This window comes from Aeromonas sp. 97A (assembly GCF_051919185.1).
GTDB lineage: Bacteria > Pseudomonadota > Gammaproteobacteria > Enterobacterales > Aeromonadaceae > Aeromonas > Aeromonas veronii.
Window position 1 is genome coordinate 2,446,853 of sequence record NZ_JBQBFF010000001.1, and the last position, 16,651, is coordinate 2,463,503.

Genomic DNA, 16,651 nt, shown 5'->3' on the forward strand with positions numbered 1-16,651 from the left:
TTCTCTTTCTAGTTTTGCTCAGCCAAAGCGACGGCTTCACCGATATCGACCGACACAATGCGAGAAACCCCGGGCTCTTGCATCGTGACGCCAACCAGCTGCTCAGCCATCTCCATGGAGACCTTATTATGACTGATGTAAACGAACTGTACTGTGCTCGACATCTCTTTGACAAGAGAACAGAAGCGACCGACGTTCACTTCATCGAGCGGTGCATCCACCTCATCCAGCAGACAAAAAGGTGCTGGGTTGAGTCTGAAGATGGCAAAAACCAGCGCAAGCGCGGTTAACGCCTTCTCCCCCCCGGAAAGCAGGGCAATGGTAGCATTCTTCTTACCCGGAGGTCTCGCCATGATGCTCACTCCGGCCTCCAAAAGATCATCGGAGGTAAGCTCAAGCCAGGCACTGCCCCCACCGAACACTTTTGGAAACAGGGATTTTAAATCTTCGTTGACCTTATCGAAAGTGTCCCGGAACCGTATTTGTGTCTCTTTATCAATTCTTTTAATGGCTTGGCTCAAGGTTTCCAGCGCTTGCTCGAGATCCTGGCACTGATTTTCAAGATAGGTTGCCCGGGTTTTCGCCTCTTCGTACTCCTCCAGCGCCGCCAGGTTGATGGCGCCGAGCGCCTCCACTTGCGCCTCCAGGGTCTGGATCTCCTGCCGCAGCTTGCCGCGATCAGCGGCGATCAACACCGCCTGATCGAGATCTACCAGTCGAACCCCCAGCTCTTCGAACTGCTCGTGCAACCCCTGTCGACGGGTGAGGTTGCGTTCACGCTCAAGGCGCAGGGTTGCCAGCTTCTCCTGCAACGTCACCAGCTGCTTGTGATCGGCACTTCTGGCCTGTTCCAGCTCACCGAGCTGGCGCTCCAGCTCCGCAAGCCGTTGATGGCAGGCGAGCTGCTGCGCCTCCAGATTGCGCTGCTCGGCCAGCAGGGGCGCCAGATCCGGCACCGCTTCGCTATCCGGCCCTTTCAACCCGGCCAGCTCCAGTCCGAGCCTCGCCAACTCCTCTTCGCCCAGGGTAATGAGTTGGTGCAGATTGCCCAACTCCAGTTGCAAACGCTGGCAGGTCGCTTGTTGCTGCTCGCGGCGCGCACGGGCCTCGTCGACCGCCCGCTCGCAGCGGGTCAGCAGCTCCTGGGCGAGCTGCAACCCTTGTGTCAGCGGCTCCCCCTGCTCCTGCAACTCGGCAAGGCGCGCCTCATCGAGTTCCATTTGTTCACGGGCGCTGGCCAGTCGCTCTGCCTCTTCGGCCTGCTCCTGATCGAGCCGGATCAGCTCTTCGCCGAGCTGACCGAGCCGCTGCAACCGCTCCTGCCGCTGACCCTGTTGCAGGCTCCAGGCTTCGCGCAGTTGTTGCCATTTCTGCTCTTGATCACGCAAGGTTCGCTGCGACAACTCCTGCGCACTGGCAAGCTGGGCGCGCCGGGCATCGGCTGAGACAAGTTGCTCGCTCAGCTGTGCCAGCCCCGCGGCAACCTTATCCTGCTCGGTATGCAACCGCTCACGCTCACCGAGCAGCGCCATGGTGCCGAGCGCCGCGCCCTGCCCCAGATCTGCCCAGTTTGGCCCCAGCCAGTCGCCAGCAGGAGTCAGTACCGACTCACCGGCCGCAAGGCTTGGCTGACGGGCCAATGCGGCTTCCCGGCTCTCCACCAGCCAGATGGCGTTGAGGAAGGCAGGAGTATGCTCACCACCCAGTTGCGCCGCCAGCGTACCGGCAACCGCCGGTTGCGCCGGGCCAATCCAGAGCCCCTCTTGCGCCAGATTGCACTCGTCCGCCGGCGTTGCGGTGAGCCAGCGACCCAGCACTTTATCGAGTGCCTGTGCCCACTCGGGGGCCACCTGCAACTGGTCGGCCAGAGTCGCCCCCTCCATCTGTTCGCCGAGGATCTGATCCAGGGTCGCCAGCCGCGCCTCCAGCTCCCGTTGCAGGCTCAACTGCTGGCCATGCTGCTGCTTGAGTTGTTCATGGGTGTGGGCAGCCTGCGCCAGCTGCTCGGTCAGCTCGTCATTGGCCGCCCGCGTCAGCTCCAGCTCACCACTCAGGGCATCGAGGACCGGTTGCAGATCATCGTCCTCTGTGCCGAGGGGGCCAGCGCGTTCATCTTCCAGCTTGAGGCGGGCCAGCCGGGTCTTGGCTTGCAGCTCCTGCAGGCCACCCAACCGGGTGCGGGTCTGGTTGAGCTGGCCCTGCAACCCAGCCAACTGTTGCTGCCACTGCTGCTGGCGCAGACGGGCCTGTTCCAGCTGCTCGCTGGCGTGCTGGCGGGCCTCCTGCTGCTCGGTGAGCAACTGCTCACACTGCTCCAGCCGGGCGCTCTCCTGCTCGGTGCGCAATACCCCTTCGGTCAGCTGATCCTGCTGGCTGGCCAGCTGCGCCTTGCGGGTGGCGATCCGCTCACCGAGCGCCTCTGCACGGGCCTGCCAGTCGCGCCCCAGTTCACTCTGGTGCAGTTGCTGTTGCTCGAGACGGGCGATGGCCTGCCCGCCGAGAAAAATCTGTTGCTGGCGGCTCGCCTGCTCGGCCTGCGCCTCTTGTCTGGCAACCGACAGGGTAACGTGTCGCCCCTCATCGGCGGTACGCTTGGCATCGAGCGCCGCCAGCGCCTGCTCGGCCTGCGCCAGCTCGGTTTTGGCCTCCCCAAGGCGCGTCTCCAGCGCCCACAACTCGGAGCCAATCAGCTCGGCACGAGCGGCGCGCGAACGACTCTTGAGCTGTTTGTAGCGCTCGGCCGTTTCGGCCTGGGCTTTGAGGTGGTCAAGGCGCGAACCCAGCTCGCCGCGAATATCGCCGAGGCGCTCCAGGTTCTCCTGGGTGTGGCGAATACGCTGCTCGGTCTCGCGGCGCCGCTCCTTGTAGCGAGAAACCCCGGCGGCCTCTTCCATAAAGAGCTTGAGATCGGCCGGACGTGACTCCACCAGTCGGCTGACGGTGCCCTGCTCGATGATGGCGTAGCTACGGGGGCCAAGACCGGTGCCGAGGAAGAGGTCGGTCACATCCTTGCGGCGGCACTTCTGGCCGTTGATCTGATAGTGGTTGGAGCCGTCGCGCAGCACTTCGCGGCGCACCGAGATCTCGGTAAAGCGGCCGAACTCGCCGGGCACCCGGTTATGGGGATTGTCGAACACCAGCTCCACCGAGGCGCGCCCGTGCGCACTGCGATTGATAGAGCCGTTGAAGATGACATCGGTCATGTTCTCGCCGCGCAGATGGCGAGCGGAGCTCTCCCCCAGCACCCAGCGCACCGCGTCGATGACGTTGGATTTGCCACAGCCATTGGGGCCCACCACGGCGGTCATGTCTGCCGACAGTTCGATGCGGGTCGGCTCGACGAACGACTTGAAGCCGGCGAGTTTGATCAGTTTCAGACGCATGGCGACCTGTATCAGTGGCTAAATAAAGAGGATGCGGGCAGGTGACTTTACCAAATCCAGACCCGGCTTTGTTTGTAATATGCAGGCATCATCCCCATTCATGCCCGATTTTTGGTCGCCACGGCACGAAATAAGGAATAGTCGGCGACTTTACCAAATCAAAGGCTTGTTTGTAATATGCTGGCAGTTCTCCCATGCATAGATGGAGCTCACATGAGCCAATCACCCCATATGGTCAAAGATTCAATCAGCGGTGCAGACTACTTTCTGCGCGGTTTTTCCCTCATTCGCCAACCGGGCATCCGCACCTTTGTGCTGATCCCCCTGCTGGTCAACTTCGTGCTGTTTGCCGGGGCCTTCTATGCCCTGTTGCTGCAACTGGACGGCCTGTTCGCCTGGCTCCATCAGCAGATCCCCGCCTGGCTCGACTGGCTGGACTACCTGCTGTGGCCCATCGCCCTCATCACCATACTGGTGGTCTTCTCCTTTATCTTCAGCTCGGTCGCCAACTGGGTAGCCGCTCCCTTCAACGGCCTGCTGGCGGAGAAGGTGGAGCAGATCCTCACCGGTCAGCCCGCCAATGACAGCGGCATGCTGGATATCGTCAAGGATGTGCCACGCACCTTCGGCCGCGAATGGACCAAGCTGAAGTATTACCTGCCCAAGGCCATCGGCTGCCTGATCCTGTTTCTGATCCCTGTGGTGGGCCAGACCCTGGCGCCTGTGCTCTGGTTCCTGTTCAGCGCCTGGATGATGGCGATCCAGTATGTGGATTATCCGTTCGACAACCACAAGATCGACTTCATCACCATGCGTGACGCCTTGAAGCAACGCCGTGGCAAGTGTCTCAGCTTCGGCGCTTTGGTGACCCTCTTCTCCGCCATTCCGGTGGTGAACCTCTTCGTGATGCCGGTCGCCATCTGTGGTGCCACCGCCATGTGGGTCGATCACTACCGGCAAGAGCAGTTGGGGCGCTAACCCTTGAACATTGATTAGAAAAAGGCACCCGAAACGGTGCCTTTTTCGCATTTAGCATGAATTAAATTAATGCATGCATTCGATAGCTTGTCCCATATGACACGAGTTGGTAGGATTCTGGCCTTTCTCGTTCCCTGGGATATCTCATGTTACATGCACTCTTCTTGGTTGGCCTGGTGGCCGAAGGGATGACCGGCGCGCTGGCCGCGGGTCGGCGACGGATGGATCTGTTTGGTGTGGTGATCATCGCCTCGGCGACGGCCATCGGTGGTGGCACCATTCGCGATGTGCTGCTCGGCCACTATCCGCTGCTCTGGATTGAACATCCGGAATATGTGCTGCTGGTTGCCGCAGCCGCGATGGCGGGTGTGGTCTCCGCCCCCCTGATGCGCTACCTCGGCAAGCTGTTCATGGCCCTTGATGCCCTGGGACTGGTGGTCTTCTCTATCTTCGGTGCGGCCCGAGCGCTGGATATGGGCCACGGCGCCGGTATTGCCTGCATCATGGCGGTAGTGACCGGGGTCTTTGGCGGGGTGCTGCGGGATCTGCTCTGTCAGCGAATTCCACTGGTATTTCGTCGCGAGCTCTATGCAGCCATTTCGCTGATCACCGCAGCGCTTTACTGTCTGGCGCTGGATCAGGGCTTGCCGACCAATTGGGCCGCGTTCGGTTCCATCGGGATCGGCTTTGTACTACGACTGCTGGCGGTTCGCTTCAAGTGGGGTCTGCCCACCTTCAACTACCAGTACGCGACCCACTGAGTACGCCAGCTTCTGGCGAGGCGGGTTGGATTGCGAGCAACAAAAAAGCGCCCGAGCGGCGCTTTTTTCATGGACGGTCTGCGACTCAGTTAATCCCTTCCGAGCTAAAGAAGGTCGCCTTGTCGGCGATAAAGCGGATCTTGATATTCTTCCCTTCTCCGCCCCAGAGGCAGCTGGTGGTGCCCAAGGCGTCATCACAACGCTCCGCCTTGCCCAGAATGGTGCTGGCCTCGGCGTAACTCATCCCCATCTTCAACTGGTCGTAATTTTCACGGTTGAGCTTGCTGCAACCGGTCAAAAACAGGGCGATCAGGCCGCCAATCACTATCTTTTTCATCGCAATCTCCTCTCTGGTGGGAAGAGCTTGGCAGTTTGCCAACCCCTTTACCAGCTGCGCACCGGGCCGGTATCGAGGTGAACGAAGTTATCACGGGGATAGTAACCAACCCCACCCACCTTGAGCTGGAGCGCCGCCTTGCGCAGATGGGCCAGCTGTACGCCGGGGATCCGCACATCCACCGCCTGCCCCAGGGTGTGGTAGCTGTGCTTGGCCACGCCGCGGCTCTTGTGGCGCTTCTGACGATTGGTCGCCGGGGCGCGATAGCCGGAGATCAGCTGGATTTCGCTGCGCCGACCCAGCTTGTGCTGCAACAGGAACAGCTGATCAAACAGCTTCTTGTCGATGTTGAACACTTCATTGCGCCGGTAATCGCGGAAGATGTGGTTGAGCTCGGCCAACCCGTCGCTCAGATAGTGGCCGTTCTCCCAATAGCTCGCGCGCACCCGCTCGCCAGTATTGAGATTGAAGAAACTGAGTTCACGCCCGGTGGTACTGCGGCTGGCCAGTGCAGGGAAGGAGATCAGCGAGCTGCCCAGCAGGCAACCGGCTCCCAGCAACAGGCGACGTCGACTTATCTCTTGTTCCAGCATAAGGGGTTCGTCCATCGCAGATTCAAGCGAAAATAGTTGAATAAGATCACTGATTGAATGTGATACAGGCGCTTGAAACTACCCTCCGGCGGGGGGCCCTGTCAAACCTCAATCGCCCATAGAAAAGCCCGACACAGGCCGGGCTTTTCACTCTGTGGCAGGGATCACAGCAGGCGGCTCTGGAAGCTGACCCGATCAAATCCGTAGATGTCATTGCGCAGTTGCTGGCGACCATATTCGTCGATCCAGCTGCTCCAGTAGACGGTAAAGACCGGGATCGGCGTGGTGAGCGGCAACCATTTGGTCTGGCTCTCCTTGAGGATATTGGCCACCTTGTCCGGCTGATAGCGGGAATCTGCCAGCAACAGCTCGGCCAGATCGTCCGCATGTTCCACCCGGATGCAGCCCGAACTGAAGGCGCGCGCCCCCTGCTCGAACAGCGCCTTGCGCGGGGTGGAGTGCAGATAGATGGCGTCATTGTTGGGCAGGTAGAACTTGTAGCGCCCCAGAGCATTGTGATCCCCCGGCTTTTGCCGCAGGCGATAGGGGAAACCGGCGGCCAGCGCCTGATGCCACCCCTCTTCGGTGAACTGGACCGGATTGCCCTCGCTGTCGATCACCTCGAACTGCTCGCGACTCAGATAGGCAGGATCGCGACCCAGCTTGGGCAGGATGTCCTTGCTCAGGATGGAGCGCGGCACATGCCAGGAGGGATTGAGCACGATGGAGCGAATTTCGCTGGCCAGAATGGGCGTGGCCCGCTGCTCCTTGCCGACGATGACTCGGCTGGTAAACACCTCGTTGCCGGACTCCACCACGCTCAGGCGGTAGTCGGGAATATTGACCAGCACGTAGCGGCCACCGGCGAGCTGATCCACCAGATCGCGACGCCACAGGTTACGCAGCAGCAGGCTGGCGCGCACTTGCGGGCCGGTATTGAGCCAGGAGCGGGTCTGACGGCCGATGATGCCGTCCGCGGTGAGACCATGACGACGTTGGAACTGCTTGATGGCCTGCTCGGTATCACCATCGTAAATCTGATCACCATGGCTCGGGGCACTGTCGCCCAGCTCGTTGAGCATGGCGCGGATTTGGCCAAGCTCGGCTGAGCTCTCTCCGGCACGCAGGGTCGGCATATCGAGGGTAGGCCACTTGCTGGCCATCGGCATTGCCAGCAGTTTGTGCACTTTAGCCCGCACCGCCTCGTATTCCGCCACCTGAGGGCGCAGGGATTTCACCTGGGTGAGCAGGTCATCATCGCTGGGTTGGGTCACTACAGGGCGGTTCAAATCGAGCTTGAGGGTCTTCATCTGCTCGCGCGAGACCAGATCCATCCCCCGCCAGGCGTGCTGGAAACGACTGAGCTTGGTAAAAATGTCGTCATAGATGGCACCACGCTTGTCTGCAGGGGTGGCCTGCAGACGCTTCCACAGCGTGAAAAAATCGGGATGCAGCTGGGCAAGCACAGCCTCTTGCAACTGCTGCTCCAGCTCGACACGGGCCTGTTCGGCCTGACTGCCCTGATACCAGTCGTGTCCGGTTTCACTGGCCGCCACCACGACTTGTGCTTCGGTTGCATGTACCGCGCCAGCGGGCAAACATCCCAGCCACACCAAATTGGCAAGGGCCAGCCAATACTTCATCCCCATGGGTACCTCAAAACGGTTTGTTCACTCTGTCAGGCCTGACAAGCAGACCCGATGCTCAGGCCGCTCATGATGCGTGAACGGCCAATACTTTGCTAGCGCCCGGGGGCATAACGCTGCCAGATAATGTCATACGCATCTGTCTCCTTGAACCGCGCCAACGCCTGATTAAATTGTTGCAAGAACTGCGGCGAAAAGCTGCGTTTGCCCAACATAAAGAAGCTCGGCGATTCAGATACCACCATGGGGTGACTGGTGAACAGACCGCTCATCCCCTCCTTGTTAAGGGCGCTGGGGGTAGCCAGCATGTCACCGAGGAAACCGTCGATCCGGCCGCGGGCCAGCTTCTCAAAATTTTGCTGGTCGCTCACCGCACTCACCTGTTTGGCATAGCGAGCGAGCAGCGACATCACTTCCTCACCATAGAAGTACTCTTTGGTGATACCTAGGGAGTAACCACTGGCCAGCCAGCTCGCCAGATCCTGCTCGGGGTAGTAGCTGCCCTTGCGGATCCACAGCAAGGTGCGCCCCGGGTTGTAGGAGTCGGAAAACCAGGCATAACGAGCGCGCTCATCATTGATATTCGCCTCCATCGCCATGTCTATCTCGCCATGCTCCATCTCGTGCAGTACCCGCTTCCAGGGCAGCTCCACATAGTTGACCTTGCAGTGCATGGAAGTGAGCACAGCCGTCAGCACCTCGGCGGCATAACCGCGCACCTCTTGCGGTGAGTCGGCTTCGTAATAATGGTAGGGTGGCCAGTTATCGTAACCGACCTGAATAGGCTCGGGACACAGGGCCCTGGCCAATGCCATTGGCGCCCATAATCCAAGCAACAGACAGCAAGAGATCCACTTCATATGTCATCCTTGACGAATAAGTGAGTCATCATAAATCGCCCCCTGCAAAATGGCGATAGAGGCCAGATGACTATCGCATCCGCTAGAAAATGACGCAGCAAAGCACGTCTATTTGCCAAATACCTTGCCGGAGCGCCACTGGCAAACGGCGCCCTGCCAGACCTGTTTAACCGGGAAACAGCAACGTTTGGAACAGGGGTAAAAAGGGGTTAATATGTGACCAAATATTTTTTTGTGATCCACTATGCTTTTTTTGCAATTGGATTAGCATATGCGCGACATCGGCCTACCCATTCTGTCAGGCATAGAGAGTGATATGACGTACAAAAAGTTCGGTTTTGTGACTGCCATTCTGGCGTTAAGCGGTTTTTATCTTTACACCCTCTATCTGGCTGCTCACCCCAACGTGAGCCTGGCCTACAAACTCTATTATCTGGAAGGCAAGACCCGCTTCTGGGAACACAACTCCAGCATGACCTATCAGCCGGGTAACGAGCTCAATCTGACCAAGCCGAGCCGCTTTCTCTCCAGCGAAGGCTGGGCCAAGAAGCCGAGCGACGAAGGTACCCTGCTCAGCGGTCAGGGCGGTCTCTACTTTGTGCTGCCCAAGCAGGCAGCCAATCCGGATCAGCTTACCGTACAGGCCCGCATCAATAGTCCGGAAGCCGGTGCCCTGTTGAAAGTGGCGCTGGGTCACGACTTCACCACCACGGTGAAACTGGCAAAAGCGGGTATCAACGAAATCCGCCTCAGTCTGCCCGGCGACTCGCTCACGGCAGATCCCAAGCGCCCCAATTTTCTGGCGCTCTCGGCACCTACTCCCATCAATGTGCAGTCGGTACGTTTGACCGTAGCCCAGTGATCCTTGCCCCGAATACCATTTTATAAAAACAACTATCCCAAATAAGGACGTTCTTATGTCGCATCCAGATTTTCGACTCTCTCTGGTCGTTCCCGTTTACAACGAGGAAGAGAGCATCGATGCCTTCATCAACGCGATAGACAACGAACTGGCCCCGCTGAAAGACCAGCTTGAAATTGTATTCGTCAACGATGGCAGCCGTGACCGCACCCGTGAAGTGGTCGAGCAGGCCATCGCCCGTGACCCGCGCGTGACCCTGGTCAACCTGGCACGCAACTTCGGTAAAGAAGCAGCCCTGACCGCCGGTCTGCATCAGGCCAAAGGGGATGCCATCGTGCCGATGGACGTGGATCTGCAAGACCCGCCCGCCCTGATCCTGGAGTTCGTCAAACTGTGGCAGACCGGTGACTATGACACCGTCTACGGCATCCGCGTCGATCGCAGCGCCGATACCCCGATGAAGCGCCTGACTGCCGGTGGCTTCTACCGTTTCTTCAACGCCCTCTCCACCAGCACCAAGCTGCCGGAGAACGCCGGTGACTTCCGCCTGATCGACCGTCGCGTGGTCGAGGCGATCAAGCTGCTGCCGGAGCGCAACCGCTTTATGAAGGGGCTGTTTGCCTGGGCCGGTTTCCGTGCCGTTGGCGTCCCCTACGAGCGCCCGGCCCGTCACGCCGGTGAAACCAAGTTCAACTACTGGAAACTGTGGAACTTCGCCCTCGACGGCCTGCTCAGCTTCTCCAGCTGGCCGCTTCGGGTCTGGAGCTATGTGGGGGTCAGCGTCTCGCTGGTAGCCTTCCTCTATATCCTGAAAATCATCACCCAGGTGATCTTCTTCGGCATCGACGTGCCCGGTTACGCCTCACTGATGTCCGTAGTGCTGTTCCTCGGTGGTATCCAGCTGTTGTCGCTCGGCATCATCGGCGAGTACATCGGCCGCATGTTTGTGGAAGTGAAACAGCGCCCGGTCTACCTCATTGAAGGGGTCTATGGCCAGTATGCCAAGCAGGATGCGGCCAAACCGCAGAGCGCTGACAGCAATCCGCAAGAGCAGCAGGAGCAGGCGCCTCAATGATCTCCCGCGAGGAATTCTGGCGGCTGGTACGTTTCGGTTTTGTCGGCGGGGGGGCTACCCTCGTCGACCTTGGCACCTCCATCGCACTGTTTCATACCTGGCCCACCATCTCGGAGCACCTGGTTACCACGCTGGCTTTTGCCATCGCGTTCTGGTTCTCCTTCTTTGGTCACCGCTACATCACCTTCCAGAAGCAGGGAGCCGCCAGCAAGTTTCTGCTGGTCGCCCTCTTCTCGCTGGCGGTGCGTAACCTGATCCTGAGCGGTCTGCTGTTTGCGGGGCTCTCCGGTCTGCTGCCGGTGGTCATCGCCACCCTGACCGTTACCGTCCTCACTTACGTTCTCTCTCGCGTCTGGGTTTTTGCCTGATGAATGATATGACCAATACTGCCCCGCTAACCGGGGCTGCACTCCCCTATCGCCCGTCACTGCGCATCAGCGGCCGTGACTGGCTGATGATCATCGCCGCCTTCATGCTGAGCCGGGTGGCGCTGTATGGCATGGGCTACTTCGGTGTCCAGCTCTATGGCTCCCCCGACATTGGCCCGCTGCAGGCCTATTGCCAGTTCGACTGCGTCTGGTTCCAGCGCATCATCGAGAACGGCTACGACCTCTACCCGCGCTGGCTGAGCAAGGGCAATGCGGCCAACTGGGCCTTTATGCCTCTCTATCCGATGGTCTCCGGTGCCATCTCCAACCTGTTCAATGTCGAGAGCCTGATCGGCCTCATCATTGTTACCAATATCTCCTTCTTCGCCAGTTTGCCGCTGATGCTGCTGGTGTTGCGTCAGCTCAAGCTGGGGGACGATACCGCCCGCTTTGGCGTATGGCTGCTCGCCTTCTCCCCCTTCTCCGCCTACTTCGTCTCCGGTTATACCGAGTCGACCTTTATGGCGCTGATGCTGGGGATGTTCCTGTTCGCCTATCGGGAGCAGTGGCTGATGGTGGCCGTGCTGGGGGTCTGTATCTCCGCCACCCGCAACCTGGGGGTGATGATGGTCTTCCCGGTGCTGATCCTGGCGCTGCAAGCCTACGGCTGGCGGGAATTTTTCCGCTTTACCGAGCGCGCCTTCAAGGTGGTGTTCACCCTCTGGATGATCCCGTTTGGCCTGTTTGCCTACATGGTCTACCTCTATCACCTGACCGGCGATGCCTTCGCCTTCAAACACATTCAGGTGGCATGGGGTCGCTACATGGACAGCCCGCTGGACTGGTGGCTGAGCGGTTTCGAGCTGGGCGGCCGCAAGGCTTACCTCTCCATCATGGTGATCTTCGGCTGGTGCCTGAACGGCTACCTGTTCAGCCAGAAACGCTGGGCGGAAGCGACCCTAATGTTCATCTGCTGCACCATCCCGCTGATGACCGGCCTCAACGCCATGCCACGCTACATGTTCGGGCTCTACCCGACCCTGCTGGCCATCATTCTGCTGACCCATCGCTGGCCAGCCATCCGCCCGGCGGTGCTCTGCATCAGCGGCATGGTGGCCTCCTTCATCGCGGTGGCTTTCGTCAACTTCAAGTTCTTCACCGTCTGATGTGACGACGATGCCTGATACACCAAATGCCGGTCACCTGACCGGCATTTTTTTATGGCCGCTATTTTTATCGACAGAGCCTCCCATCTCCTCTCCGTCACACTTTCCTCGGCTTGAAAACGTAACCATTTGAACTGAAGTCACAAATCGGCATTTTGCCGATCCAAGGCGCGCTTTGCTGCTCCTAGAATGGGCCCTTGTCCGAACTGCCCTGCTCAAGGAATGGCTTATGCGTCGTGCTCATCACTTATCCCCTCTCTGGCTCGCCCTGCTGGCCGCCCCTCTGTTCACCCAACAGGCGATGGCTGCCCCTGAGGTTCACCTCTATGTGGATGGTCAACCGGTAGCGGCCCCGATCGCGCTGGACAAGGGCACGGTGGAGCTGACCCATCCCCTTGCCAAGGGGAGCCACCAGATCCGCATCAGCGACGCAGGCAACAGTTGCGGCACCAGCTTTGGCCCGAGCGAGAGCAAGCCACTCCCCTTCGGCACCGCCCAGCCCATGGACAAATGCAGCAAGGATCAGAGCTTTACCCTGCGGGTGATGCTGGCCGGGGAGTATCAGTTCACCTTCAACCCGGATACCCCCAGCCTCAAGGTGCTGCGGGCGACCAAGAAGAGCGAGTTCAAGCGCCAGCCACCAGAAGAGCCCTGCATCAGCTGGGATGGCGGCCCGGTCACTGTATCCCTGAAAGGGGTCTGGCCCGACGGTACCCGACTGCGGGATGCCTACTCGAAACAGGAGGCGGTGGTCAAACAGGGCAAGCTGACCCTGCCCGAGCAAAGAGAGCGGCGGCCTGCTGCTGCTCGAGCCGGTCAAGGCAGTCAAGTCAGCGCCGTTCAGCTGGGATCAGGCGAGCGTCTATTTTCTGCTGACCGATCGCTTCAACAACGGCGACCCCGCCAACGACCACAGCTTCGGCCGCCAGAAGGATGGTCAGGATGAGGTAGCCACCTGGCATGGCGGTGACTTCAAGGGGCTGACCGAGAAGCTCGACTACATCAAGAGCCTCGGCATGAACGCCATCTGGATCACCCCCATGGTGGAGCAGGTTCACGGCTTCATTGGTGGCGGCGAGCAGGGCAATTTCCCCTTCTATGCCTACCACGGCTACTGGGCGCTCGACTTCACCAAGATTGACCCCAACTACGGCGACGAGGAGAGTCTGAAAACCCTGGTGGATGAGGCCCACAAGCGCGGCATGCGGATCATCCTCGACGTGGTGATGAACCATGCTGGTTACGCCACCCTCGCCGACTTGCAGGATTTGGGGCTCACCGAGCTAACTCAGAACAGCAGCAAACTGCCGACCGTCTGGAACCAGTGGCGTCCGAGCGGTGGCCTCAACTGGCATGGTTACAACCAGTTCATCGACTATCAATCACCCGCGTGGAACAAGTGGTGGAGTGGTGACTGGGTGCGCGCCGGTCTGCCCGGCTACCCGCAGCCCGGCACCGACGATGTCACCGGCTCGGTGGCGGGGCTACCGGACTTTCTGACCGAATCGGCCAAACCGGTAGGGCTGCCGCCATTGCTGGCCGCGAAAAAGGATACCCTCGCCAAGGCGCTGCCCGACGCTACTGTGAGCGACTACCTGATCGCCTGGCACACCGACTGGGTGCGCCGCTTTGGCATCGACGGCTTCCGCGCCGACACCGTCAAGCATCTGGAGCCCGAAGTGTGGGCCAAGCTCAAGCAGGCGGGCAGTGCTGCACTCAAGGAGTGGAAGACTGCCAACCCGGGCAAGGCCCTCGACGATCTGCCCTTCTACATGGTGGGCGAGGTGTGGGATCACGGGGTAGCCAAGGATTTCTGGTATCAGAACGGCTTCGATTCCCTGATCAACTTCGACTATCAGCGTGAGTTCGCCCTGTCACAGGCCCAGTGCATGGCCAGCGCCGAGCCCACCTATGCCAGCTACGCCAGCCGTATCAATCAGGATCCCGAGTTCAACGTGCTGAGCTACATCAGCTCCCACGACACCAAGCTGTTCTTTGGAGACTATCAGGATGTGCCGCTACAGCGCCGGGTCGCCAACAGCTTTATGCTGTTGCCGGGCGGCATCCAGCTCTACTACGGCGACGAGTCCGGCCGGGGGCTTGCCAAGGATGGCGGAGTGTTCGATCAGGCGTTGCGCTCGGATATGAACTGGCAGGAGCTGGCCAGCGGAGACAAGGCCGAGCTGGTCAAGCACTGGCAGCAACTGGGCCAGTTCCGCGCCGCCCATCCGGCCATTGCGGCAGGCAGTCACCAGAAACTCTCGGATGCCCCCTACGCCTTCGTGCGGGAGAAGAGGGATGACAAGGTAGTGGTGGTCTTTGCCGGTCGGCAGCAGTAACCCCGAAGCCACCTTCACCAGCAACAGAGAGGGGAGCCACTGGCTCCCCTCTCTCGTTTATCTATCTGCCAAGGCTCACTGTGACTGGCACGCCGCCACCGGCCACTGCAACCGCGCCTTGAGCAGGGTCTCCTGCCACAGAGGCCAAGAGAGCAGCGCCTGCTGATAGGCTCCGGCCTGACCGGGCAACAGGATGCCGTAGCTGGCCAGCCGATAGGCCATCACGGCATAGAAGGCATCGACAATACCCGCCTCGCCAAAGTAGAAGGGGCCCCGCGCCTGCGACCAGACCTCCTGCAAACGGGCCAGCTCGCCCACCGCCTCAACCGGCGGCTCGCTGCGGGTGGGAGCACCGAGAAAGAAGGGGAGCAGAGAACGGATCTGCCGAAATCCCGCGTGCAACTCGGCGCAGAGGCTGCGAGCCAGTGCCCGCTCGGCCAGCAAAACCGGATAGAGCTGGCGGTCGGGACAGAGCTCGTGAACATATTCGGCGATGGCCAGCGAGTCGTGAACCCGCACGCCGTCGTGTTCGAGCCAGGGCACCAGACCGGCCGGTGCCAGCCGCTTGAGCCGCGCCAGCGACTTGGCATCCTCCAGATCGAACACCTGCTCCTGCCACGTCAGCCCGCTCATGGCGAGCACCAGTGCCGCCCGCATCGCCCAGGTGGAGCCGGTGCCCACCGCCAATACCAAGGAACCCATCTGTTGCCTCCTGCATGAGTCGCCTGCGACCGGCCGGTCTGCCCTTGATGGCAAAACATCCGATGGTCGCTTCACATTTGCACACCGGCGGGTTTGACCCTCTTGGTGAGCGATGCTAGTTTGATTTTTCAAAACAATCAGTTAGCAACAATGTGAGCCATTAACCGAAATATGGACAACCAATTTACCATCGTCATCGCAGATGACCACCCCCTGTTTCGGGGCGCCCTTTACCAAGCGGTGCACATGGCCATCAACGACGCTCAATTGCTGGAAGCGGACTCCATCGACAGCCTGACCAACCTGCTCGGCGAGCACCCCGAAGTTGACCTGTTGCTGCTCGATCTCAAGATGCCGGGGGCCAATGGCTTCGAGGGGCTGGCCCACCTGCGCGGCCAGTATCCCGACCTGCCCATCGTGGTGGTCTCCGCCTCGGAAGATGCGGCCATCATCCAGCAGGTATTGCGGCTCGGGGCGCTCGGCTTCATTCCCAAATCGGTACCGATGAAGGAGTTGGTCAATGCCCTCAATACGGTGATCGGGGGGGATAACTGGGTGCCGGAAGGCATCTCGCTACATCCTGAATCGGAAGACGGCCCCGATTTCGCCAGCAAGCTGGCCAGCCTCACCCCCCAGCAATACAAGGTGCTGATCATGCTGCGTGATGGCAGCCTCAACAAGCAGATCGCCTGGGAGCTCAACGTCTCCGAGGCCACCATCAAGGCCCATATCACCGCCATCTTCAGAAAACTGGGCGTCAAGAACCGCACTCAGGCGGTTATCGCCCTGCAACAGCTCGATATCAAGGAGAGCTGAGCCCCGAACGCGGCGACACAGGCCAGATGAGATAGCCAGCCATGCTGACTATTTGTTGCTCGACAATTAGCACGATCGTACTTTATGCTGCCACCAGCCATGAGGAGATCGTGATGAGCAAGGGGCGCCTGACCCGGGAAAACATTTTACAGACAGCCTTTGAGCAAGCGAGCCAGCAAGGGCTGGAGAGCCTGACCATCGGCTCGCTGGCCAGCGCCTGCGAGATGTCCAAAAGCGGCCTGTTTGCCCACTTTCAATCCCGAGACAATCTGCAGATAGCCGTGCTGGAGTACGCCGCCGAGGTGTTCCGGCTGCGGGTGATCCAGCCGGTACGCCAGCAGGAGCACCAGAGCCAGCACGACAAGCTGATCGCCCTGCTGCGTGCCTGGCAGGCTTGGAACCACTGCTTCGCCGGACGCTGCATGTTCCTCGACGCCTGGACCTCGGTGCAGGATGGCCATGAGCAAAAGAGCCAGGTGCAGCAAGCCGCCCGGCAACTGGTGCGCTTCTGGCTCGACTATCTGGCCCGTCAGGTGGTGCAGGGTCAGGCCGCAGGCGAGTGGCGACGCGAGATGGATCCCTGGCGCGCCGTTTATCGCCTCTATGGCCTCTATCTGGCGGATCAGGTGTTCAACGATCTCGAACTGTGTCAGGATCCGGCTCGCCACTTCTGGCCCGAAGTGGATGCTCTGCTCGCCAGCTGGCGCTGATGTTTTAGCATCCGTTCAACACGACTTTTTAAAAACCGACAAAAAAGCACGACCG

Annotated in this window: 14 protein-coding genes and 1 pseudogene; 9 read left to right on the top strand and 6 right to left on the bottom strand. The window is 60.0% G+C overall.

All coding sequences use genetic code 11. The features are described from left to right. Positions 1-8 precede the first annotated feature (8 nt). Positions 9-3,383, bottom strand: coding sequence for an AAA family ATPase (locus ACTG27_RS10845; RefSeq protein WP_439979663.1), 3,375 nt, complete (start codon positions 3,381-3,383; stop codon positions 9-11). Positions 3,384-3,596: 213 nt separating this feature from the next. Here ACTG27_RS10845 and cysZ point away from each other — a divergent pair, with 213 nt between their 5' ends. Further along, the gene (gene cysZ, locus ACTG27_RS10850; protein WP_005338455.1) at positions 3,597-4,361 is read left to right on the top strand and encodes a sulfate transporter CysZ; all 765 of its coding nucleotides are present in this window, start codon (positions 3,597-3,599) and stop codon (positions 4,359-4,361) included. A gap of 146 nt (positions 4,362-4,507) precedes the next feature. Beyond that, positions 4,508-5,122: a trimeric intracellular cation channel family protein gene (locus tag ACTG27_RS10855; protein ID WP_005338456.1), complete on the top strand. Its 615-nt coding sequence runs from the start codon at positions 4,508-4,510 to the stop codon at positions 5,120-5,122. Positions 5,123-5,207: 85 nt separating this feature from the next. On the opposite strand, the gene ACTG27_RS10860 is transcribed toward ACTG27_RS10855, so the two are convergent. From ACTG27_RS10860 to ACTG27_RS10875, 4 genes are all read right to left on the bottom strand, one after another. Continuing rightward, positions 5,208-5,459, bottom strand: coding sequence for a lipoprotein (locus tag ACTG27_RS10860; protein WP_376888645.1), 252 nt, complete (start codon positions 5,457-5,459; stop codon positions 5,208-5,210). Between the two features lie 47 nt (positions 5,460-5,506). Then, positions 5,507-6,052: a DUF882 domain-containing protein gene (locus ACTG27_RS10865; RefSeq protein WP_005338458.1), complete on the bottom strand. Its 546-nt coding sequence runs from the start codon at positions 6,050-6,052 to the stop codon at positions 5,507-5,509. A 164-nt stretch (positions 6,053-6,216) separates the two neighbouring features. After that, positions 6,217-7,701: a L,D-transpeptidase family protein gene (locus ACTG27_RS10870; protein ID WP_279503882.1), complete on the bottom strand. Its 1,485-nt coding sequence runs from the start codon at positions 7,699-7,701 to the stop codon at positions 6,217-6,219. Between the two features lie 92 nt (positions 7,702-7,793). Then, a complete protein-coding gene (locus ACTG27_RS10875) occupies positions 7,794-8,558 on the bottom strand; it encodes a substrate-binding periplasmic protein (protein WP_439979664.1) in 765 nt (254 codons plus the stop codon). Between the two features lie 316 nt (positions 8,559-8,874). On the opposite strand from ACTG27_RS10875, the gene ACTG27_RS10880 reads away from it, so the two are divergent. The 5 genes and pseudogenes from ACTG27_RS10880 to ACTG27_RS10900 all read left to right on the top strand — a co-directional run bounded on the left by ACTG27_RS10880 (position 8,875) and on the right by ACTG27_RS10900 (position 14,368). After that, positions 8,875-9,420: a hypothetical protein gene (locus tag ACTG27_RS10880; RefSeq protein ID WP_439979665.1), complete on the top strand. Its 546-nt coding sequence runs from the start codon at positions 8,875-8,877 to the stop codon at positions 9,418-9,420. 55 nt (positions 9,421-9,475) lie between these two features. Beyond that, the gene (locus tag ACTG27_RS10885; protein WP_058056731.1) at positions 9,476-10,495 is read left to right on the top strand and encodes a glycosyltransferase family 2 protein; all 1,020 of its coding nucleotides are present in this window, start codon (positions 9,476-9,478) and stop codon (positions 10,493-10,495) included. Next, a complete protein-coding gene (locus tag ACTG27_RS10890) occupies positions 10,492-10,863 on the top strand; it encodes a GtrA family protein (protein WP_005338463.1) in 372 nt (123 codons plus the stop codon). The genes ACTG27_RS10885 and ACTG27_RS10890 overlap by 4 nt, the downstream gene beginning before the upstream one ends. Continuing rightward, positions 10,863-12,029, top strand: a complete 1,167-nt coding sequence (locus ACTG27_RS10895; protein WP_005338464.1) for a hypothetical protein — start codon at positions 10,863-10,865, stop codon at positions 12,027-12,029. The genes ACTG27_RS10890 and ACTG27_RS10895 overlap by 1 nt, the downstream gene beginning before the upstream one ends. 229 nt (positions 12,030-12,258) lie before the next feature. Next, positions 12,259-14,368: pseudogene (locus ACTG27_RS10900) on the top strand (alpha-amylase). Between the two features lie 75 nt (positions 14,369-14,443). Here ACTG27_RS10900 and ACTG27_RS10905 read toward each other — a convergent pair. After that, positions 14,444-15,070, bottom strand: a complete 627-nt coding sequence (locus ACTG27_RS10905) for a glutathione S-transferase (RefSeq protein WP_113738952.1) — start codon at positions 15,068-15,070, stop codon at positions 14,444-14,446. A gap of 171 nt (positions 15,071-15,241) precedes the next feature. Between ACTG27_RS10905 and ACTG27_RS10910 the strand changes: the two genes are divergently transcribed. Both ACTG27_RS10910 and ACTG27_RS10915 read left to right on the top strand, forming a co-directional pair. Then, positions 15,242-15,886 carry a response regulator gene (locus ACTG27_RS10910; RefSeq protein ID WP_113738953.1) on the top strand — a complete coding sequence of 215 codons (645 nt, stop codon included), beginning with the start codon at positions 15,242-15,244 and terminating at the stop codon, positions 15,884-15,886. A 113-nt stretch (positions 15,887-15,999) separates the two neighbouring features. Continuing rightward, the gene (locus ACTG27_RS10915) at positions 16,000-16,596 is read left to right on the top strand and encodes a TetR/AcrR family transcriptional regulator (RefSeq protein ID WP_113738954.1); all 597 of its coding nucleotides are present in this window, start codon (positions 16,000-16,002) and stop codon (positions 16,594-16,596) included. The last annotated feature ends 55 nt before the right edge of the window (positions 16,597-16,651 follow it).